Raw genomic sequence first — 22,273 nt, forward strand, 5'->3', positions numbered from 1 at the left:
GGAGGTGATTGTTTGCGTATAGTCGGTTTAGTTTGTTATTTTTTAGGACTGTTTTACGGCGTGGAGCCAGTGTTAGAAGAATTTACGGCACAAGAACCAACTATTCATTTTCCCGTTGTGGACAAACAGCAAACCCCGATAAAAGAAACAGTCGAAAATGCCCATGTCTGTGTTCATTACCCCACTTATAAAGTGTGTACAGCATTATCTAAAAAATAAATACTAAAAAGAGGTCAACTCAAGTTAAAATCTGAGTCGACCTCTTTTATTAAAAGTGTAGGTAATGAAGACTGTTAAAAAGTGTTGTTATCACTAAGATTATTCTCGTCCAATATGAAAATGCTTGAACGGGTAAAGCGTTATTTTAGATTCTCCATATACTGCATCTTTAGATATTAAACCGTAATGACGGCTATCATAGCTTTTCAAACGATTATCACCAAGCACAAAGTACATACCTTCCGGCACTTTTTTCTGATCAACTAGTTCCTCTAAAGTAAAATTTTCTGTAGTACGTAATTGATTCGGATCATCTGTTTGGCGATTCACATAATCTTCTTGATAAGCTTTGCCATTTACATATAAAACATCGTCTTTCATTTCCACAGTATCCCCAGGTAGTCCAATTACACGTTTAATGTATAATTCATCCTCAGTTGGTGATTGGAAAACAATTTGGTCAAATCGTTCAATTTTACTTATTTTACTGACAATGATAATGTCCTTATCCTCATAAGTGGGATACATTGAAGCACCTTGTACTTTAATGGGGGCAAATAAAAATTGTTTACACCCCAATACGACAAGAACTGTAATGACAATAATTTTAATGTAGGATAGTACTTCTTTTTTAAAATTCGTTTTTTCTTCTTGCATGCTCATTCCCCGATACTGTTTTCTTATAGTATAGCATTTTCTATAAGAATAGTGACGCTTATCAGCCCAAAATGTTTCTAATTCATGAAAAATAGACAAAGCCATAACAAGCTTTGTCTACAGAGCATTCTATATTATTATTTTAGGATATTAAGAATGGTTACTTTGTGTAGCAGAGTGATGCTGTTCGTTAAACAAATCTACTGCTAATACTATACCGATAGGCAATGCGATTGCCAATAAAATGGTACCTATCATCATTACTATCACTCCCTTAACCATCTGATATTTATAGTATACACTAAATTTTCTGATATTTCAAACGAAACAAAAAAATCATTCAACTAGGCATGCATCCTACCTGAATGATTTTTTTAGATTTACATGAAAAGTTTTAGACAAAGTAGTTGTAAGTTTCGCATAGCTGATTTGATTGGACTTTTTCGTACCTTACGTGTAGGTATATAGCTTTGCATGCAGTTATTTAGAGCTGTATACCTAAGCACCTGGGTCCTCCCATTCATGAAATTCCCTCCCCCATTAACAAAATTTACAGCATACTTTAATTGTCAGATCACACTATTGTTATTTACAATTTTCAGTTTATTTTATTGCAGATGCGTTTTTAATTCCGTTTGGATTTGTTGCAATTCCGCTTCTTTTGGAATATAATACCATATATTATTGATTTTCGTGCCTGATCCCTCTTCGAATGAAAGCTGGTCAATATCACTATTCATTTTTTTATAAATACCTTGCAGTTGAATTAGGTCCTTCACACTAAAATTCATGCGCACATTTTCGCCTACTACATCAAGCATATCAGTAGCCTTTAAAAGTACAGAAGGAGTCGACGCTTTCTTCATAACCGCTTCGATAATTTGTCGTTGGCGAATTTGTCGTCCAAAATCACCGCGGGGGTCTTCATACCGTATACGTGAAAAAATAAGTGCCTCATCACCATTTAAATTTACTTCACCCTTTGGATAATGATAGGAGTTATATGTTAAATCCATATCATTTTGTATCGTTACACCTCCAAGTGTGTCGATAATTTGTAAGAAGCCCTCCATATTGATGAATACATAATAATCGAGTGGAATATCTAAAAAATTCTCAACTGTATCCATTGCCATCGGAACACCACCAAATGCATAGGCATGATTAATTTTATCGACGGAGTCATGACCGATAATCTCTGTACGTGTATCACGAGGAATACTTAGCATTTTCATTGTTTGCTTTTCAGGATTTACTGTAATAACTATCATCGTATCTGAACGTCCACTATCATTTTCACGTTCATCCACTCCAAGCATTAACACAGAAAATGGTTCTTTTTTCGTAATTGTTTTTTGTTCTTTTTCTGCAGCATTCGTTTCAAGAAGTGGTGTATTAATTTTATTCATTGTTTTCTGGACGGTATAATAAGCAGTACCTAGAAAAACTAAAAAAATTGCCAGTAAACTACCTAGAATCCATATCATAATTTTCTTCTTGCTTTTCTTTTCCTTTGAACGTTTCATTTTCTTTTCCATACTTTAGTCCTCTCTTGCTTTAAAAAAATTTCTCTCTTCTTTTTGACGTATTAGGTTGGAAAAAAGTTCATTTAGTCTATTTATATGCATATTGGACGAAAAAAAGACGTACACTAGTATTTACTAAATGTACGTAAATATATTCATTCATATTCAAATTTGGTAATACTGATGGACGGTTCCAATTTCTCAGTCAGGTTTAAGATTTGCTATACTCTCCCCTCACTACTACCACCAGCTAATTTAACAGATGGGATTCTTTGAGAAAACTGTCCTCTTGTAGAATCTGCCCATCTGCGCTTGCCATTATTTTTAATAGATCATGCCCTCTAAAAATCGACACAACTTTACATATGTTTATATCGTTTGCTTCACTTTCGGAAAATAAGAAACCGTCTCAAAAATGATTTGAAACGGTTTACTTGTTTATAACTATAGTTGTTTGTCTTGTATTCCTTGCACTAACTTTTCTTGAATCAGCAAATATTGTGCAATCTCTTCCTCATTCAATACTTCAAAAAGCTGAATAAAGACTTCTTTACCAATCGATTGAGCTTTTACTAAAGCTTTTTCACCTTCGTTAGTAATCATTAAACGTATCGTGCGACGATCGGCTTTATCATACAGTCTTTCTGCTAACCCAAGTTTTACTAATTTTTCTGCAATGCTTGTCATAGCGCCTTTCGTATAGCCAATTGTTTCCGCTAATTGTGCTTGTTTTTGCGGCCCATTAGAATGCAACTCGTTTAGTACTAAAATCGGCGAAATACCTAACGGATACGGAAAAGCTTTCGTAAACCGTATAATATTTGCATTATTCATCTGTTCAATCATATGAATGAGTTTAAAAATACTTGTCTGTTCCAAAAAAGATCCTCCTTGAACATCCGAGAATATTAATGAAGCATAATAGAACCACCGTCAACCATAAGTGTTTGACCAGTGATATATTGAGAGTCTTCTGATGCTAAAAATACGGCTACACGACCAATATCTTGTTCCACATCGCCAAAGCGTCCCATTGGAATTTTATTTTTTACTGCTTCATAGTATTCTGGTTGTGCTTTTGCCCATGCTTGTACTCCTGGAGAGTTTGCAATTGGACTGATTAAGTTTACATTAATACCGAAACGTCCCCATTCATTTGCCGCTACACGCGAAAGGCCACGGATTGCTTCTTTTGCAGCTGCGTATGCGCCTAGTGTGTCATGACCAGCAAGTCCCGCACCAGATGCAAAATTAATCATATCCCCTTTCGTTTCCATGCCGCTTGCATTAAATAAAATGTTGGATAAAAACCAGTATTAAATGATAAGTCCAAATCAGCCTGTGTTGTGTCTTCGATTGTTGCTTGTTTCGATGCATGAGCATTATTAACCAATACATCTAGTTTACCGTATTTTGCTACAACTGTATCAACAATTTTTGGTAAATCCTCACGTTCCATTAAATTTGCTTGGAAAAACATTGATTTAGGAGAAATCTGTTGAAGCTCTTGTTCCATTGCTTTCCCTGTTTCTTCATTCAAATCTACAATAGTAACGATTGCTCCTTCTTTCACCATCGCTTTTGCCATACCACTACCAAATCCCACCTGCACCACCAGTGATAATAACAATTTTATCTTGTAATTTGCCCTTAGATAAGCATCTCCTTTTAGTTGATTCGTAATTAGTTTAACAATAAACTAATTACTCTTAAACTAAATTGCTCATCATCTTGCATGCCTTTACATTTCATTGGCTATTTGTTTAACAATTTCATCAATGGTTACAATCGCTGATGTTTTATTGGCTTGTGTCAAAATACTAAATATATACCATTTGCCACTCTTTCCCTGGACATATCCACTTAAAGCATAGGTACCTGATATATAGCCTGTTTTAGCAGATACACTATAACCTTTTAAACGGTTTTCTAGTGTAGCGCCAACAAGCTGTCCTTTTCTTCCTGCGTGAGGTAACCCATCTAAATACGAAAAGTACCATGATTTACTACGAACTTTATATAATAGTAAGCTTTCTTGCATACTACTTACACGGTTTTGGCTGTTTAAACCAGAGCCATCTTCAAAATACCATTGATCCATATTGAGACCACTGTCAATGCCATATGCTCGAATAGCCTGTATCCCCGCACCCCAGCTACCTTCGCTAAGTACTTCTCTGCCAATTTGCTTCGTAAACATTTCTCCCATACCGTTAATACTAAGTTTTAAAAATCGAAAGTTAATATCTTGTAATGGTATTGAATAGGAAACACCCACGCGTTGCGCACTATCTGGCACCTGCCCAACCTCGAGCGGCATCTTTTGTATGCCTTTTGCCATTAACTTTTCTCGAAATACATCGAGGGTATACAACGTAGGATTATAAACTGTTACATATGTACTTTTCTCTGTACCCGCTGGTAAATTTCCTGTGACCATAATGCGGTCTGTCCCATATTCACGTGTGATTTTTAGCGTATTTTTTGAACCCTTTTGTACAATTTTTGTTTGATTAACAACGGGCAGCGTACTTGCATACGGAGCAAGCTGAACACTCGCCGCCTTCCCAACCTTTGTGCCTGTGACTTTTACTTGCACTGTGGCAATGTCATATTGACTGTTTGGCGAAATCGTTAATGCGGAAATACGAGATGCGTAGGACAAAGGTTCGTCCTGTGGCACGATGCCCTTAGATAAACGATCATCATCAAACCATGTATCATCTGCAATTAGCTTCCCTGTAATCTTTGTGATACCCATTTTTTTTAACCCATTGGCAAAGGATTCTAAATGGACAGGCAATAGTGTAGGATCGCCTCCACCTTGCAAGTAAATATTTCCATGTAATACGTCGCCTTCTATCGGTCCGTCTATATAGGCCCTTGTTGTAAAGCGGTAGTCAGGGCCAAGTAAATCTAATGCCGCGGCACTCACTAATAATTTATGTGTGGATGCGGGACGAATCATTTTTTCACCGTTGTTACTGTATAATACATGCCCACTTTCCATTTCTCGTACTGTAATACTGTATTCATTTGTTTTCCAATTTTTTGAGATAACTTGATTAATCTTTGTGGTCATTGTTTGCTCACTTGCCCATGCTTTTTCAAGAAACGTTATCTGGTAGCAGCATAGTATAACAAGTATGCTAAAAATAATTGTTCTCTTCCTCATAAACCCTCCTAAATTAAAAGTTTAAATATTTGCCTGTCCCTTTGCGTTCGTCTATTTATAGCAGCATGCAGGTAAACGGCAATTTCTAGTTTTTACGCTTTAATTCTACGGAAAAAATTAGCATTTTACAATGTTTTGTCACATAGTTTGGTTGGAGCTTTTCTTGTCCCAAAGCGATGGTTGCTTGTCGCAGAGCGGTTCTCCCTCCTGTGAACCCGAAAGAAAAAGACTGAAGGCAAACCCGATTAAAGTTCCGAGTTTGTCTTCAGTCTGGAAGCCTCACAATGTGGAGCTTTTCTTTATGAATTCAATGAATTTGCTTGCATTTGATACATTTTTTCGTAAATACCACCATGTGCTAATAGTTCATCATGTGTGCCACGTTCAACAATTTCTCCACGCTTAAGCACAAGAATGCGGTCTGCATTTTTAATCGTTGAAAGGCGATGCGCAATGATGAACGTGGTACGCCCTTTTTTCAAAACATCCATGGCATGCTGAATGATTTCTTCTGTTTCCGTATCAATATTTGAAGTAGCTTCATCTAATATTAAAATGGCAGGATCAAAGGCTAGTGCACGCGCAAAGGAAATTAACTGTCGTTGCCCTGAAGATAATGTACTACCCTTTTCAATCACCGGTTCATCGTAGCCTTTTGGTAAGTTTGCTAATACGCGTTCTCCACCAACTGCATTTAACGAAGCTTCAATTTTTTGTTGTGAAATTTTGGGATTGTTTAAACTCACGTTAGAAGCAATTGTGCCGGTGAATAAATACGGATCCTGTAGCACGATTCCCATATGCTCACGCATCGTTTGACGAGGTACTGCAGTGATATCAACACCATCAATGGTGATCTTGCCTTTAGACGGATTGTAGAAACGGAATAATAGGTTCATAATGGAGCTTTTACCTGATCCCGTATGTCCAACTAAGGCAATTGTTTCCCCTTGATGTGCCTCAAACGATAAATTTTTCAACACATATTCATCATTTTTATAGGCAAAGGAAACATCTTCAAAAACCACATTCCCTTTATATCTAGGTAAACGCTCTTCTGAAACGGGCTCGCCGTTAATATCCAACACCTCAAACACACGCTTCCCTGCAACTAGCGAGCGCTCAAGCTGTGAAAATTGATTGACGATATTCGTAATCGGATTAAATAATTTTGTTAAATAATCTACAAAGGCATACAATGTACCCGCAGAAATAACTTCCATTGTCGTAATCGATTGCGTGCCAAAGTAGAAAATGAAAATAGTGAACATGATAAGCCTTAACGTATTAACAAGATTAAAGGAAGTCGCCGAGTCAAGGAATAACAGTTTTCGCTCGTAGGCATAATGCTCATTATTCATATCGTCAAATTCCTTCGTCATCTGCTGTTCACGGCGGAATGCTTGAATAATCGTCATTCCCTGAATCGATTCATTGATCATGGCATTAATGTCTGCAATTTTTGTTCGAATAACATCATTGTATTTGGAAGCAAACTTTCGATATAAAATCATCCATACATAAATAATTGGCACCATAATAAGTGCGATTAATGCCATTTTCCAATTCAAAATGAAAAGTGCAATATACACACCAATAATTGATATTAAGCTTGTCACGAAATTTGACAGCACCTGTACATATAAATTACGCACGGCCTCCGTATCATTCGTAACACGGGCAACAATTTTCCCTGCTGGCAAATTATCAAAATATTGAATTGGTAATGTTTGAATATGTTCAAATACGTCCTTACGTAATTTTTGCACGACACGGTTGGCACCCATCTGCAAGTAAATATACATAAAATAACGTAAAATAGCTGTTGCTACTGCCAATGTAAAATAAAGTATTAACAACCAAGTAATAGGTTTTATCTCAAGTTGGCCGATTGTCATATAATTATCAATTATATGCTTTGCTATAAATGGCCCAACAAGTTCAGTAAAAACGGCAATGGTTAAGAAAAATAGCCCAAGCAGTATTGGTTTTTTAAAATACATAGCATAGTTGGTTAAACGTTTACTCGTACTCATGAGGCACCTCCTTCAAGCTGCTGACGATCGAATTGTTCTCTATACCAGCCTTGTTGTGAAAGGAGTTGATCATGTGTACCTTGCTCTACAACTTGCCCTTCATCAAGCACAATGATAAGATCCGCGTGCTGAATTCCTGACAATCGATGTGTTGTAATAATCGTCGTTTTATTTTGTCGTTCTCGTTGAATGTTTTCAATAATCTTCGCCTCTGTTTTGGCGTCTACAGCAGAAAGCGAATCATCTAGTATTAAAATTTCAGGGTCCTTAATCAATGCACGAGCGATGGACACCCGTTGCTTTTGACCACCAGAAAGAGATACGCCCTTTTCACCAACAAGCGTTTCCAGACCCATCGATAAGTTCGCTAAATCTTTTTCAAAATAAGCCGCATAGATTGCTTTTTGTAATTCCGCTTCTGTTGCGTCTTCTTTACCAAATAATATATTTTCACGAATCGTACGTGAGAATAACACATGATCCTGTGGTACATAGCCGATCCAATCGAGTAATTGTTCCTTTGTTTGTGCCGTAATATCAACACCGTCAATGGACAATTGTCCCTCTCCAATTGGATACTCTCTCAGCAATTGTCGTAGGAAAGTCGTCTTCCCTGCGCCAGTTTTACCAACAATGCCAAGTGTTTCGCCCTTTTTCAATGACAGCGAAATTTGCTGAAGATTTTTCACCTGACTCATTGGGTACTGGAATGATAAATCAGCAAAGCCAATTGAATGTGGTGTTGTCACTGCTTGTGGATTCACTGTATTTTGCACATCCGCTTCATAGCTTAATGTGCCTTGTACTCGATCAAGTGAAGCATTACCTTGCTGCATGACGTTAATGAGTTCGCCAATAGCGAAAATTGGCCAAACCGCTAGCCCAAGATAAACATTGAACGTCACTAACTGCCCAACTGTCATAGCCTCTGTTGCCACTAAGTGCGCACCATAGCCAAGTGCAACAACATAACTAATACCAGTTCCTATCTTTGTAATTGGACCGAATAAAGCATTTATTTTTGCTGTATGCATATTTTTTTCATAAACGATTTCACTCATCGCGCCAAAAGCCGCTTCATCCTTTTTCTCTTGCACATATGCACGGACTACACGAACACCTGCCACCGATTCCAATACACTATCGTTTAACTCTCCAAAGGCATCCTGTGCTTTCATATAACGCTCATGGACAATCTTCCCTAAATATTGAATAAGAATAGCCATAATGGGTACAGGCAACATGGCAAAAAACGTTAGTTTCCACGAAATCATATAGCTCATCGCAAAAATAATAAAGCCCATATAAATCGTCGAGTCGATTAGCGTCATAATACCAAAGCCCGCTGTAAGCGACACTGCATTTAAATCATTTGTTGCACGTGCCATTAAATCACCCGTGCGATTTTTTTCATAAAAGGTTGGCGTCATACGCAAAAAGTGTTGCATAAGATTGCGTCTCAAAATTTTCTCTAAGTTAATGGCACCTTCAAATAGTCGGAATTGCCACACAAAATTCAGCACATACCCTCCGACAATAATGCCAATGAAAATCAATATATATTTTGTTAAAATAGCAGTCGTCATTTCACCGGCTGTTAAAATATCAATAATTGAGCCTAGTAAATACGGCGGAATAACTTCTAATCCACTGGCAACCATCAATAGCACAATTGCCACAGTGTATTGTTTCCAGTATTGCTTAAAAAACCAACTTAATTTACTTAAAACATCGAACATACGTTATTACCTTCTTTCTTCCGTTGCTGTTGAGCCTTGCTACCCACTATCTAGCAAATCCTTTTTGAAAATCTTTTTCCGTGTTGAGTTTCTCATACTACATACACTCCTTTTGTTTTTTTCACTACAACTTTTTTGCAATAAAAAAAGACACATACCCCTAAAAAGAGTATGTGTCTCTAGTAAAAGGTGAGGTGTAACCCATACCTTTCATTGCAATTTAAATTTACAATGTTAGACATGGACAATGTATGCAACTGTGCTTTTGTATGGTACTGTTAAAATCATCATTGTCATGTCCTCCTTTGTTCGTTTTGTTATAGTGTTCTTGAAGATTATCATATTATTGAAATAATTGTCAACAATCTGATTGTTATTTTTTATGTTTTTCAGGAAATAATTAACGCTTTAAAGTGGTAAGTTACTAAATCTATTATTAGTTTGTCACTTCAAATGCTAAGCGAATAGCCGGCATAGCTGAACCCGGATGATCTGTTGAATATGTTAATTGTGGAATTAACGTCATATCAGTATCCTTTTCCTGCTGTTTATAAATTCCAGGGTATAAGTCGATTAAATGGTGCCCAACTTCCCCTGTTGCGATGACATCAAACGTTAAATTACCTTGACTGTTAAAAGCACATAAATAGCCCGTATAAGCATTGTCATATGTTAAGTAGTACGCGTTATCGTACTCAGTCCAACCGCCACCTTTTATTGTAATGGCAATTTTCGTGCCTACTGGACCTGCTTTCGGTGTAAAATCGACGATGGACGGTAGAATGCGTAGATAGGTTTGGCCATACACCTCTCCATCGTCCACTAAATCAATTCGATGAGGAATGCCTCCTAAATCATCCGGTACTTTGAAAGTATAATTTATATTACCCTCTTTGTCTGTTTTGACTTTAGCAAGCGTGGATATGTCCTCTCCAAAGCCTTTACCGCTAACACGACTGCCTTTCATCGTGTTCCACACAAGCTCAATTTCTGTATCTTTTGGTAGCCCAGATGAAGTTAATGAAACTGGTGCATCTACGATTCCCTCTTTTACACTTAGTTCAACTTTTACGCCCTGCTTTTGCTTTAGCTCTGGCATCACAACACCTCCAGAGGCAGCTACAGGAGCCTTCTCCACATGATTGGCAATTGTAGGCGCGATACCTTCTGTTATCGTAAACATAAAATCTGGTGCCGGCTTATCTGGATAAGGTGACTGTAAATAGTTAATATATTGCATACCCAAGTAGCCTGTACGTAAACGAATCGCATGGTCACCGACAGTACCTGCAGCACGAATTTTTGCCTCAGCTGTTCCATTCGTAGATATACCCGTGACAAGTCCAGTATATTTATTGTCATAAGTTAATTGCCAATTCCGCATATATGTACTCCAACCGAGACCTTCCATTTTAATCGTGATTTCCGTACCAACGGGACCAGATTTTGGCTCCATATTAAATGATGGATCTACAGTATAGCCGACCTGTCCAATTTTTTTACCGCCTTGTTTTACCCATAATGTAAAATCACCGCCAAACCCTTCTGGTACATTGAACTTACCAGACCATTGTCCATCCACACCTGCTTTTCCCTCAAGTAAAATCATCTCTTTTTCTGTAAATTTCGGACCAATTACGGCATATAAATCTTCGACAATATATTCGCCATCAATAGCGTTCCACACTAATTCTACGGGCTCATTTCCTTTTAAATCCGTCACATTAAATGTTACTTCATCGCGTACAAAACCACGTTGTGCTGATAATGTGATATTGTTCAGTAGTTTTTCTTCTACAGTTTCTTTTTTCTCACTAGCTGCTTTAGATGTAGTATGCTGTTTCTCCGTTGCAGTTTGTTCCTCTTGCTCAGAACAAGCTGCTAAACTAAGACTAGCACTTAAAGCGAGGATAGCAAGGCATGGCTTTATAATCGCCCATTTCATGAAAGTGTGCCCCCCTTTATTGAACAACAACCAATTTAGCTGTCATATCTCCATGACCAGCACCACAGAAAACACTACATACTATATTAAATTCTCCTGATTTTTCAGGTGTGAATTTAACTGAACCATCCTTGTCTAAATTTACATTTAAGCCTTCCACATTTACCCCATGCATACCTTCTTCAGATTTTAAAGATAGTGTTACTTCCTCACTCGCTTTTACATAAAATGTTTTCTCCCCGTTAGGGCCATGAAAATCAAAATTTTTACTAATAATTTCCACATGTTGATTCGTTTCTACAGTCGATAAATCTGCTTCTGCTGAGACGGGCTCTTCTTTTGGTACTTGCGCCACTTCATCTGACACAATCGTTAATAGTGACGGTGCAACGTTAAATGGTTTAAATTCCCCTTTTTGATCGTTATATTCGGCTGTTACTGTATAGCCAAGCGTTCCTGTTGGTGTATCTTCTGTAACAGGATAAGCTACTACCCAGAAATTATCATCACCGTGCTTGCCATATGTCATATCAAGTTTTTCGCCAGTAGATAAATGTACCTGAACTTTTGCATCTGCTACTTGCTCATTCGTAATTCCATCTAGCACATTATTACGAAAAACAATTTTGTCACCCGGTGAAAATCTACTAGCTAATACACAACCGCCTTGCTCCGTTACTGTATCGCCTGTTATAACGAGTGCACCTACTGTTTTCTCTTCCGCTTCTTTTTTTCCACTCTCATCATTGTTACAAGCATTTAATATCATCGTTGCAGCAAATAATGATATTATTATTGACTTTGTTCTTTTCATACTAAAATCCCTCCTTTAATTTTTGTCATTAGTATATATACATCTTACTCCTTCCTATTTATACTAATCAATATAATTAATAGAAAAATCTGAAAATTAAATATTTAATGTAATATTTTAATAATTTTTTCGCATTATTATTATAATTATGTTGTTATTAGAATATAATTAATGATTAGAGTAGCAGTTACATTTCTTCATTCATGAAAAAATATACATCTAGAACAATATTCATAAATTTCGTAGCATGATACACTTATTTATAAATCTTGTAAGGAGACTTTGACTTTGAAAACAACTTTAGCAGTTGGCATTGGTGGATTTTTTGGAGCTGTTTCTCGTTATAGTATTAGTCTTTTATTAACGAATACAGGGAGCTTTCCAATAGCAACACTTAGTATAAATCTAGTTGGGTGTTTTTGTTTAGCCTGGCTTTTTACTACTTTTGCACATCGTACACCTCTTGTATTCGGCATAGGTACTGGCTTTTTAGGGGCATTTACAACCTTTTCAACATTTTCTGTCGAAACGCTTTTACTCTTAGAAAATAACGAATGGATGAAAGCCATCAATTATAGTTTAATGAGTGTTATGGGTGGCTTATTTTGTGCCATGATTGGGACCTGGCTAGCAAGGAGGAGGAGAAGAATGAAATGATTCTTGTAGGAATTGGTGGGTTTTTCGGTGCCCTCACGCGATTTTATATAGGAAAATGGATTGTCAGTACATATCCCTGGGCCACCTTTTTCATTAATATAACAGGCGCTTTTGCCCTCGGTCTTTTATTTGCTCTACATCCAAGTGATTGGCTTTGGCAACTATGTGGTATCGGTTTTTTAGGTGCTTACACAACTTTTTCAACATTTGGCTTTGAAGCCCTACAGCTCATAGAAAAGAAAAAAAGTTTGCAAGCAATTGGCTACATTTGTAGTACCTTCTTATTTGGATTGCTCTTCGCAACACTTGGTTTTTTAGTTGCATAAGAGCATCCCAACTATACAGATATTAATTATGAGGTGATTTTTTGACACAGCCAACGATTGAACAACTGCAAGCACTAGAAGCCGAAATTGAACATACTTTATACATGTTAATTGAACTAGAATTAGAGGAAGCTTATTCGGAAATGAGTTCACGCTTTGCACAGCTCTTAGCTGAGGTACAAGCCGCTCACCTAATTGATTATAAGCTCGATGTTCTTGTTAACCCTGCATCATTTGACACAGAAACTCGCATTCTCCTTGAAAGTTTGATTGCAGCAAAGACTAGACCGCAAAAAAGGCATCGACTTTTAACACATCGTATGATTTTGAAAGTTTGGTTGCGTAAAAATCAGCGTTTTATGAATGAGTTTTTGCCACAAATGTTTTAGGCGCCTTTACCCTGTCAAAGGCGCCCTCATTTATAATTGTAACTGTTGCAACACTTCTGTTATTTTCCCTTGAAAGGTTACATCAAATTGCGTTGTTGTTTGCGTCACTTCCAGGTTAATATACACGGTTTTTCCATGTGTCATCGTTGGCAATTGGTTTACCGGATAAACTTCAAGGCTTGTGCCAATAACAAGCACAAGCTCTGCGTTTTCAATTTCCCGCATTGCGGTTTGCCAGCTCGTTTGTGGCAGACTTTCCCCGAAAAGCACGACATTTGGTCGTAACTTGCCCCCGCAATGGACACAGTGTTCTTTGTCTAAAAAGCTTTGCATAGTGGAAGCTCGTTGACAATCATGGCACCGAATCGTTCGTATCGAACCGTGGAGCTCCTCCACTTTATTACTACCAGCCAACTGATGAAAGCCATCCACATTTTGCGTGGCAATAAGGGATACCATTCCTTGTTTCTCCCATTTCGCTAACTTCTTATGTCCCGCATGTGGTGCGACCTTTGCTAAATTTTCAATGCGCATTTTATAAAACGCATGAAATAAAGGATAATTTTGCTCAAGTGCTTCCACTGTTGCCACTGTTCGCGGATCGATGTTTTGCCACCAGCCTGATGTCGAGCGAAAATCAGGAATACCACTTTCAGTTGACATACCAGCACCAGTTAAAATTACAGTCTTTTTTGATGATTGTAGCCACGTTCTTAGCGTTTTTATGTTCATTTCTTTGCCCCCCTGGCATCATATGGTGTGTATTTTCAGTAGTTACCTTCTTCTTTACAAAAAATGCGAAACATCGTACACATCGCAATACCCCAAAAAAGCTGACATATGATCTTACTGTTCACTTATCCTTTGTGTCTCTGAATCAAAGTGATTTATGCTCCACTAAATCAGGGTTTTGACAACAATTGTTGATGGTAAAGTAGTGATTAAGCCAGCTAGAAAAACCACTACAACAACAATACTTCACACAAAAATAATCTTTTTCTGTATCATTCCCTTTCTTTTCATAACTGACCTTATAAAATCATCACATTCTGACTATTTCAAAACAACCAGAATTATTATTAGAATTATAAAATATTCAATTACATCAGGAGGTATATTTTGCAATCTACATACTAATACTTCGACAGTCGGCCAGTTTTTCCTGTGGTTTGGTGCTTCCATTTCTTTAGCAGAAATCGTAACTGGCTCACTAATCGCAACACCTAGCATGACAAAGGACTTGCAAGCCCTTTTGATTAGGCATGTTATTGGGGCTATGATTTTATGACTGGCAGCTAGGATAAGTGCGAATCGTCGTTTAACTCACTCTATGCAACAAAGATTTCCTTTGGTGCTTAGCTTTTAGGGGGCATCCCTGATCATGTTTCACTAGGGTTTACAGTGCCACTCGGTCATACATTATAGGTGTTAGTTGTTTCATTAATTATTCGTTATTTAGCTGTTGTCACTAGCCGTGCTTTTAAGAGCACAAAAAGAAGGGAAGTATATTTAACATGAAGAAAGCATGTACTATTGCTGGTTCTGCTGCTCGAGGTGGCGCCGGTATTCAAGCAGATATAAAAACATTTCAGGAGCTAGGTGTTTACGGTACATCGACTATTACCGCATTTGTTGCGACTCATCCTGAAACAAAACAAGGCATTTATACACAATCATTAGAAGTCATTGAAGCACAGCTTCATACAATCCACTCACAAATTGGTATTGATGCCTTAAAAACAGGTATGCTATTCACAAAAGAGATTATAGAACTAATAGCAGATTGGCTACCTACAGCTAATGTCCAAAACATCGTCATAGACCCTGTCATGTTTGGTAAGGTTGGAACGGCACTTATGGAGGAAGGGGCTATGTCTTCCTTAAAAGACTATCTGTTACCACAAGCCACTATCATTACACCGAATATGCCTGAGGCAGAGTATTTACTTGGTGGCAGACAGTTGAAGTCTGTGACAGATTTACAAGATGCTGCACATGACTTACACAAACTTGGCTCTCAACATGTACTGGTTAAAGGTGGCCGTTTAAATGGTCCCGCACTTGATGTCTTGTACGATGGTGTGCGCATGCTGACACTTGAAGCACCAAGAATTGATACTATACATACAAACGGTGCAGGATGCTCCTATTCAGCTGCCATTACAGCTGGTTTAGCGCAAGGTTTATCAGTAGAACAAGCAGTAATTCAAGCTAAAAAATTTGTCACTGCGGGCATTCGTCGTGCTATTCCATTTGAAGCTGTAGCCGGTGCGATTGATCACCGTGCCTTTAAAGAAGTCGGAGAAGATAGTGTTATCATAGCCACTAAGTAGTAATAACAAAAGAACAGCTGATGAGTCGGCTGTTCTTTAAATTTGTCAATAACTATTATGAGCTATGATTTGATTTTAAGCGCATGTTTTTCCACATGTGATAGTAAACAGCACCAGAAGTCATCATTGCCGGCACAGAAATGATAAGTGAATACACGATGCATGCTTGTGCTATTTTTTGTATTGATCCGGTAGTAAATATCATGACCATCCAAAGTACTAGTGTTACAGCGAGTGCTATTGACGAAACCATATTCACTGACTTAGCTAGACGCGCTAATTTATCGATAGAAGAATCTATATCACTATAAATAGGTGTAGTGCCAGGTTTAGCTTTAAAAATATGCATATCTGTACTTGAACAAACATGTGTCCAACCTCCGTATGCAAATAACTCAAAATATTCATGTTCTTCATCAGGTTGTAACTTACGATAATCAATATTATAAATGACATCGTCACTACTGCCCTTCTCTAACTCATAGCCAGCGAAGCGAAATTTTTTAAGATGCCAACCTTGGGACGCTTTTTTACTTAGTTTTTTCATATCACGATCTTCGAAAAAGGCTAATCCATATGAACTCATATATTTCTTTCGCAACATTACTTATTCCTCCTTTGTAATCCATGCTCGGCCATACTAATCATTACTTTCCTTCTTTGTATATCTGCGCGTAAAACTTCTCGCCCTTTATCAGTTATGACGTAGATCTTTCGCCGAGAATCAGATTCATCATGTAGCTGGATAAGCTTTTCAGCTACTAGTTTTTTAATAATTGTGTAAAGTGATGCGGGTCCAATAACAAAAGTGCTGTTTGTTGTCTCCTCTATTAAACTCATCACTGCATAGCCATGCTTAGGTTCTGTTAATGCAGCCAGTATATAAAAAACAGAATCTGTTAACTGTTCTAATGATTTCATAATTACACCTCCAATATATCACAAAATGATATATCATCAAGTAATATATCATTTTGTGATCTAATTGGGCAACTACAATGTGTTGTTTTGAAATGAAAAAATAAGTCCTCCTCAAACTCTATTGCTCATGCCGAACCTATTGTAAACAATACATACTTTCACTATAATCGAAATATGGAATGCAGAAAGGGCTGGTACACATGAGTATTAATCCAAATATGGCAGAAGTCGCTTCTCTTCTTAGTGAGGCTTCAAGAGCCACCATTTTAGCCAGTTTAATGGATGGGCGCTTTCATACAGCTAGCGAACTAGCCTTTATGGCTGCCATTAAACCACAAACAGCAAGTTTTCATCTCGCAAAGTTAGTAGAAGGTAATCTCGTTAAAGTGGAAAAACAAGGACGTCATCGCTACTTTCAGCTAGCCAATGTAGAAATCGCACAGTTTTTAGAAGCCTTTCTAACAATCTCTCCTCCGCCAGAAGTACGTTCATTAAAACAATCGAGCCAAATAAAATTGCTACAAGATGCTAGAACTTGCTACGATCATTTAGCTGGAAAATTAGGCGTACAGTTAACTGAATCGATGGTCAGCAGCGGCTATTTAAAAAAAGAAGAACAGCAATATACAATAACACCTACTGGTCAACTATTCTTTACGGAATTTGGTATTGATTTAACGGCACTCACAAGAAAGCGCCGCTCATTTTCTCATGCATGTCTAGACTGGAGCGAGCGTCGTCATCATTTGGCTGGTGCACTTGGGCAGGGACTACTGACACGTTTTTTTGATTTGGCATGGATTACACGTGTACCGTCAATTCGAGCGATTAAAGTGACTGAAAAAGGAAGACAAGGCTTTAAACAAATTTTTCATATAGATGTATAAAGAAATACCCCCGAATAGACATCATAGTGACTATTCGAGGGTATTTTGTTTAGAGTTTAGTAATAATTTTGTGTGTTGTAAAATTACGATTGACGAGATAAATCCCAACAATAATAAAGAGGCCACCAACTAATAATGAGAACTTCAATGGTTCATCTAATAATAACCAACCTGTTAATACACCGAAAAAAGGCGCTAAAAACAAAAAAGCACTCGTTTTTCCTGGGTCGCTTTTTTGCAAAAGATAATACCAACCAGCAAATTGAACGATAGACGATAAGATGGACAACCATAATAAAATCATTATTGAATGTCTATTAACAATAAAAAATGGGTCTTCAAGTAGCAAACTACCAACTAATAGTAGCAACCCGCCAAAAAGCATTTGATAGGCGGATAACACCCATGTATCAAACAGCACACCCCATTTTTTCGCTAATAGCGTAGCAATTGCCCAAAAAACTGCGGACAGAATACCAAAAATGATGCCAATTTTAAATTCAATTTGGGCACCCAAAGTAATGACCACTCCTACTAAACCTAAGATCACACCACCCCATTGATAAAAGCGATAATGAGCTTGTGAAAACACTGTTGCCAATACAACTACGAGCAATGGGTTAGTAAAAGTCAGTATAGAAGATTCACTTGCTGTAATTGTTCGTAAACTCAAGAAAATACAACCCATTACCCCTGCAGTTTGAAATGTGCCAATCGTGAAAATTTTAAACCAATTTTCTTTAGTCGTGGGGTGTGGCCTTTTTAATAGTATAACGATGATAGACATGATAACCCCTGCAAGTATAAAGCGCAGTGCTGCTAATAACAAAGGGGACGAATAAGGTAATCCTAATTTTACAATGGCAAAAGAAGAACCCATTAAAAAGGTTGTTAACAATAATAATGCAATAAACTTAAAAATATTCATGTTGTACGCTCCTATCTATAACATTGACAATCTATGACAATTATTATAAAAGACATACAATACAGCTTCTATCGAAGTATGGAATACATAAAATAAAAGATATGTATCCGTTGACTCCCTCATAAACCAGTATTTTACGATAAATAAAAGAATCCATTTTGAAAAAATTTTTAATCAAAATGGATTCTTTGCTAATAGATTATGGTTAGTCTTTATAAAAAAGTTTGATGATTTTAGCGATGTTCCTCAATTAAAGCACCATATAGTTTAATATCTGATTTACTGCTAGTATTTCAGTTCTTCATATAGAACTACATAAATATAGTTTTTGTTGCAACCGTTTGTTGAAATGCCTGATCATGCTCAACAATAACCATAGTAGGATTAAACCTTTGAATAAGCTCTTCAATCTGCATGCGCGAATAAATATCAATAAAATTTAATGGTTCATCCCAAATATATAAATGAGCTTTTTCACATAAACTTTTGGCTATAAGTAGCTTTTTCTTTTGGCCACCAGAATAATGCGATATATCTTTCTCAAATTGAATTCGGTCAAAATCCAACTTACGTAAGATGGATTTAAATAGCGTTTCATCAATCTCATGCTCTTCAATAAAGTCTGATAATAGTCCCTTCAAATGAGAAGTATCTTGTTGGACATAGGAAATAATGAGGCCAGAACCTAAATTCATTGTGCCTGTATGCTGAATCGGACTTCCTAGAATTAGTTTAAGGATACTACTTTTTCCGCTGCCATTCTTTCCATCCAATACAATTCGGTCACCTTGTTCAACTTTAAAGCTTATTGGTTTATTCACTATTTGGTCATCGTACTTAACAGACACATCAGCCAAAACAATCAATTCATTTGACTGAAAATCCAATGGTTCTAATTTTAATGACTCCGCTTTTTCCACATTTTTTAGCAGTTTTGATTTTTCCTCAATAGCTTTTTGTTGCCTTGATTCAAGGTTCTTTGCTCTCTTCATCATCTTTGCCGCTTTATGGCCTACAAATCCTTTGTCTAACTTAGAGCCCGAATTCGTTGTCCCATTTTTAGAAGCTTCCACTTGATTAGACCAACTTGCTGAACGCTTTGAAGACTGTTTTAATCTCCCTATGTCTTTTTGTAGACGTTGATTTGTTGCCTCTTCGTGTTCCTGCTGTCTATCAAAATTTAACCTCCAAGAAGAATAGTTTCCACTTTGAACTTCAATATTTGCCCTATTTATAGATAAGATATGGTCAACACATCCATCTAAAAAGATTCTGTCATGTGAAATTAAAATAAACCCTTTTTTCTTTCTTAGATACTCAGAGACCATCTTTCGTGCATCAGTGTCTAGATGGTTGGTTGGCTCATCTATTAAAAGAAATTGACCTTCAGTCAAAAAAAGTGCAGCAAGCAACACCTTTGTTTGTTCTCCATTTGATAATGTTTTAAATGGTCGGTACATGACCTCGGCATCAACATCTAGATAGGATATTTCACGAAGAAATTCCCAATCTTCTGCTTGGGGACAAATTTCTTCAAGGATTTCATGAGTATACTTATTTTTATCCGAAACTGGACAAGGGAAATAATTAAATTCTACCGACGAATTGATTTTCCCACTATACTCATAATTCCCTAATAATAAATTAAAAAATGTTGTTTTACCTCGGCCATTTCTACCGATAAATCCAAGTTTCCAATCCGTATCTATTTGAAAGTCTACATCTTCAAAAATATTATCAAAGCTACCTGGATAAGAAAAAGTTAAGTTTTGAACTTGTATCATTGACATGATAATTCCTCCTTTGTATATCAACGCTTTTTACTTTTTATACAAAGTCGGCATATCCATCTATTGTAAATTTCTCCGTATAAGTTTGATGGATATTAACGACTTATACGGAGTGTTACATGCGTAACAATAGTGTCTGAATCGCTCATTTCTCTCTCTCCTTTATTTATTAGATTACAGTTACAAATGAAAAATATGGGTCTTAACCATGAGAGAATAAAAAATCCTCCCAATTTCTCGTAATTGGAAGGATTAGTCTTTCACTTATATTAAATAAGTTCTTTTTTTGCCAGTGGAATCATGACAAATAAAGTTTAAACTGATTTATAAAAATGGACAGACTAATCCTATATTTTGACGTTTGAAGTTATTCATTTCAAATAAAAATATAGTTTAGTTAATCATTGTCCATCCATCAGTCCTCTCATAATTGTAATTTTATATTACCAAATTTTATTCTCGAATACAATTCAGCATCCTCTTCACCTTAAATTACTGCTTGTTGCTCATTTGATAATTACCATACAATTGACCACAAGCAGCATCTATATCAATGCCAAATTGACTTCTAATGGTCACATTAATACCCGATGATTTTAGTTTTTTGTAAAAATTAGCAACATGACCCTCATCAACTTCACCAAATCTTAAAGGAGAACTGACGGTTGGGTTATATCTAATTAAATTTACATGATATAAACGTCCTTCTTTATATCGACCTTTTAATAGACTTACGACTTCTTTTGCATGGTCAATAGAATCATTCACACCAGGTAGTATAATATAAGCAATATATACTTTTCTGGATGTTATTCGAATATGATTATCTAATGTGTCCATAACATCTAATAATGGATACCTATCATTAATCGGCATCAACTTACTTCGTTGTTCATTAAAAGGAGAATGTAACGAAAATGTCAAATTGACTTGCGGATAATTCACAGTCATTTTTTTTATACTTGGAATAATACCAATAGTTGAAATAGATATCCTACGGGGACTTAAAGCAAACAGCGTAGGATCAGTGAGGACATCTAAGGCATCAAAAACTTGTACATTAGCTAACGCTTCACCCATCCCCATAAAGGAAATACTATCAATTGAGTGACCTTGTAAGTAAAAATGGAGGATTTGGTCAGTTATTTCATCTGATGTCAAATTTCTTTTTAATCCAATGTCCCCTGTTGCACAAAATTTACACCCAAAATTACATCCGCACTGAGAAGATATACAAAATGATTCCCATCCAGCTTTATATTTCATATTGACCGTTTCTATTTTTTCGTTTCCTGAAATTTCAAATAAAACTTTAGTGACTTGCTCAGAATGTTGTTCCTTTAAAAGGGCCACCTCTAAAATAGACTCGCCAAATTCCTTAACTAAAATTTCTCTTAACGAATTTGGAAGTACATTCATTTCGTTGAATTTATTTATTCTCTCTTTAAAAATGGCGTTCAATATTTGTTTCATTCTAAAATTAGGGTAATGATGTTCCCTTAAGAATTCTTTTATTCTTCTATACTTATTGTTTAGGTTTAAATGCACCTTTCTCATCCTTTCATATGACTCTCTAGTTTGATAGGAGTAAATAGAAAGGAGTTGTCTATCCCTTAAGTTAAAAATAAACGCAAAAAAGCATCGACAGAATTATCGGTGCAAAACTTCAATGAAACGATGTAGAGGCAAAGCGCCGATAACTGTTTTTATACGGTTGTTTAGCATAAAAAAGGACAGACTACTCCCTTTGTCAGCTAAAACATTTCCAATTTTTACGTTTTTACCAAACAGAATTCTAAAAACGGTTAACATTGCTTGCACCTCCATTTGCCAAATTTATTATCGAGTAATCTAACATAAAAGTTATTATATGTAAAGTTCAATTCAGGGATTATTGTAACACAAACCTGCGTGTATAGAAAAAAATCTGT

At 36.6% G+C, this 22,273-nt stretch carries 22 protein-coding genes and 1 pseudogene; 6 read left to right on the plus strand and 17 right to left on the minus strand.

Annotated elements, in window-relative coordinates; genetic code table 11:
* Positions 1–12: 12 nt before the first annotated feature.
* Positions 13–219 (plus strand): hypothetical protein, encoded by a 207-nt coding sequence (locus C9J35_RS10140; protein WP_107924404.1) that lies wholly within the window; start codon positions 13–15, stop codon positions 217–219.
* A gap of 99 nt (positions 220–318) precedes the next feature.
* Here the strand turns inward: C9J35_RS10140 and lepB are convergent, their stop codons facing one another.
* The 10 genes and pseudogenes from lepB to C9J35_RS10190 form a co-directional block, all read right to left on the minus strand.
* Positions 319–876 (minus strand): signal peptidase I, encoded by a 558-nt coding sequence (gene lepB / locus C9J35_RS10145; RefSeq protein ID WP_107924405.1) that lies wholly within the window; start codon positions 874–876, stop codon positions 319–321.
* A gap of 150 nt (positions 877–1,026) precedes the next feature.
* Positions 1,027–1,137 (minus strand): hypothetical protein, encoded by a 111-nt coding sequence (locus C9J35_RS10150; RefSeq protein WP_010860854.1) that lies wholly within the window; start codon positions 1,135–1,137, stop codon positions 1,027–1,029.
* A 347-nt stretch (positions 1,138–1,484) separates the two neighbouring features.
* The gene (locus C9J35_RS10155) at positions 1,485–2,414 is read right to left on the minus strand and encodes an LCP family glycopolymer transferase (RefSeq protein WP_107924406.1); all 930 of its coding nucleotides are present in this window, start codon (positions 2,412–2,414) and stop codon (positions 1,485–1,487) included.
* 432 nt (positions 2,415–2,846) lie between these two features.
* Entirely contained in the window at positions 2,847–3,281 is a 435-nt protein-coding gene (locus C9J35_RS10160) for a MarR family winged helix-turn-helix transcriptional regulator (RefSeq protein WP_054768390.1), read from the minus strand.
* Between the two features lie 29 nt (positions 3,282–3,310).
* Positions 3,311–4,033, minus strand: a pseudogene (locus C9J35_RS10165) (SDR family NAD(P)-dependent oxidoreductase).
* A 110-nt stretch (positions 4,034–4,143) separates the two neighbouring features.
* The gene (gene dacB / locus C9J35_RS10170) at positions 4,144–5,577 is read right to left on the minus strand and encodes a D-alanyl-D-alanine carboxypeptidase/D-alanyl-D-alanine endopeptidase (RefSeq protein ID WP_107924407.1); all 1,434 of its coding nucleotides are present in this window, start codon (positions 5,575–5,577) and stop codon (positions 4,144–4,146) included.
* A 299-nt stretch (positions 5,578–5,876) separates the two neighbouring features.
* Positions 5,877–7,613 (minus strand): ABC transporter ATP-binding protein, encoded by a 1,737-nt coding sequence (locus tag C9J35_RS10175; protein WP_107924408.1) that lies wholly within the window; start codon positions 7,611–7,613, stop codon positions 5,877–5,879.
* Entirely contained in the window at positions 7,610–9,352 is a 1,743-nt protein-coding gene (locus C9J35_RS10180; protein WP_107924409.1) for an ABC transporter ATP-binding protein, read from the minus strand. The genes C9J35_RS10175 and C9J35_RS10180 overlap by 4 nt, the downstream gene beginning before the upstream one ends.
* Positions 9,353–9,788: 436 nt before the next feature.
* The gene (locus C9J35_RS10185; RefSeq protein WP_107924410.1) at positions 9,789–11,297 is read right to left on the minus strand and encodes a hypothetical protein; all 1,509 of its coding nucleotides are present in this window, start codon (positions 11,295–11,297) and stop codon (positions 9,789–9,791) included.
* 16 nt (positions 11,298–11,313) lie between these two features.
* Entirely contained in the window at positions 11,314–12,111 is a 798-nt protein-coding gene (locus C9J35_RS10190) for a cupredoxin domain-containing protein (RefSeq protein ID WP_107924411.1), read from the minus strand.
* Between the two features lie 288 nt (positions 12,112–12,399).
* Here C9J35_RS10190 and crcB point away from each other — a divergent pair, with 288 nt between their 5' ends.
* Genes crcB through C9J35_RS10205 form a run of 3 tightly spaced genes read left to right on the plus strand, consistent with a single transcriptional unit; the run spans position 12,400 to position 13,483 of the window.
* Positions 12,400–12,768, plus strand: coding sequence for a fluoride efflux transporter CrcB (crcB, locus tag C9J35_RS10195; RefSeq protein ID WP_107924412.1), 369 nt, complete (start codon positions 12,400–12,402; stop codon positions 12,766–12,768).
* On the plus strand, positions 12,765–13,094 hold the full coding sequence (locus C9J35_RS10200) for a fluoride efflux transporter FluC (protein WP_107924413.1): 330 nt from the start codon (positions 12,765–12,767) through the stop codon (positions 13,092–13,094). The genes crcB and C9J35_RS10200 overlap by 4 nt, the downstream gene beginning before the upstream one ends.
* A 41-nt stretch (positions 13,095–13,135) precedes the next feature.
* Positions 13,136–13,483 carry a hypothetical protein gene (locus tag C9J35_RS10205; protein WP_107924414.1) on the plus strand — a complete coding sequence of 116 codons (348 nt, stop codon included), beginning with the start codon at positions 13,136–13,138 and terminating at the stop codon, positions 13,481–13,483.
* A gap of 30 nt (positions 13,484–13,513) precedes the next feature.
* On the opposite strand, the gene C9J35_RS10210 is transcribed toward C9J35_RS10205, so the two are convergent.
* Positions 13,514–14,215 carry an SIR2 family NAD-dependent protein deacylase gene (locus tag C9J35_RS10210; RefSeq protein WP_107924415.1) on the minus strand — a complete coding sequence of 234 codons (702 nt, stop codon included), beginning with the start codon at positions 14,213–14,215 and terminating at the stop codon, positions 13,514–13,516.
* A gap of 782 nt (positions 14,216–14,997) precedes the next feature.
* Here C9J35_RS10210 and thiD point away from each other — a divergent pair.
* Positions 14,998–15,816, plus strand: a complete 819-nt coding sequence (thiD, locus tag C9J35_RS10215; RefSeq protein WP_107924416.1) for a bifunctional hydroxymethylpyrimidine kinase/phosphomethylpyrimidine kinase — start codon at positions 14,998–15,000, stop codon at positions 15,814–15,816.
* Between the two features lie 55 nt (positions 15,817–15,871).
* On the opposite strand, the gene C9J35_RS10220 is transcribed toward thiD, so the two are convergent.
* Complete coding sequence (locus C9J35_RS10220) at positions 15,872–16,420, minus strand: DUF2812 domain-containing protein (RefSeq protein WP_235616265.1); 549 nt, start codon at positions 16,418–16,420, stop codon at positions 15,872–15,874.
* Positions 16,420–16,737 carry a PadR family transcriptional regulator gene (locus C9J35_RS10225; protein WP_054768381.1) on the minus strand — a complete coding sequence of 106 codons (318 nt, stop codon included), beginning with the start codon at positions 16,735–16,737 and terminating at the stop codon, positions 16,420–16,422. The genes C9J35_RS10220 and C9J35_RS10225 overlap by 1 nt, the downstream gene beginning before the upstream one ends.
* 200 nt (positions 16,738–16,937) lie before the next feature.
* Between C9J35_RS10225 and C9J35_RS10230 the strand changes: the two genes are divergently transcribed.
* Positions 16,938–17,624 (plus strand): ArsR/SmtB family transcription factor, encoded by a 687-nt coding sequence (locus C9J35_RS10230; RefSeq protein WP_107924417.1) that lies wholly within the window; start codon positions 16,938–16,940, stop codon positions 17,622–17,624.
* Positions 17,625–17,673: 49 nt separating this feature from the next.
* Here C9J35_RS10230 and C9J35_RS10235 read toward each other — a convergent pair whose 3' ends face one another.
* The 4 genes from C9J35_RS10235 to C9J35_RS23575 form a co-directional block, all read right to left on the minus strand.
* Positions 17,674–18,552, minus strand: a complete 879-nt coding sequence (locus C9J35_RS10235; RefSeq protein ID WP_107924418.1) for a DMT family transporter — start codon at positions 18,550–18,552, stop codon at positions 17,674–17,676.
* 311 nt (positions 18,553–18,863) lie between these two features.
* On the minus strand, positions 18,864–20,342 hold the full coding sequence (locus C9J35_RS10240) for an Lsa family ABC-F type ribosomal protection protein (RefSeq protein ID WP_107924419.1): 1,479 nt from the start codon (positions 20,340–20,342) through the stop codon (positions 18,864–18,866).
* Between the two features lie 492 nt (positions 20,343–20,834).
* A complete protein-coding gene (locus tag C9J35_RS10245; protein ID WP_438941205.1) occupies positions 20,835–21,890 on the minus strand; it encodes a Cfr family 23S rRNA (adenine(2503)-C(8))-methyltransferase in 1,056 nt (351 codons plus the stop codon).
* Positions 21,891–21,992: 102 nt separating this feature from the next.
* Positions 21,993–22,154, minus strand: coding sequence for a hypothetical protein (locus tag C9J35_RS23575; protein ID WP_167395942.1), 162 nt, complete (start codon positions 22,152–22,154; stop codon positions 21,993–21,995).
* Between the last annotated feature and the right edge of the window lie 119 nt (positions 22,155–22,273).

Source organism: Lysinibacillus parviboronicapiens (assembly GCF_003049575.1).
GTDB classification, from domain to species: domain Bacteria; phylum Bacillota; class Bacilli; order Bacillales_A; family Planococcaceae; genus Lysinibacillus; species Lysinibacillus parviboronicapiens.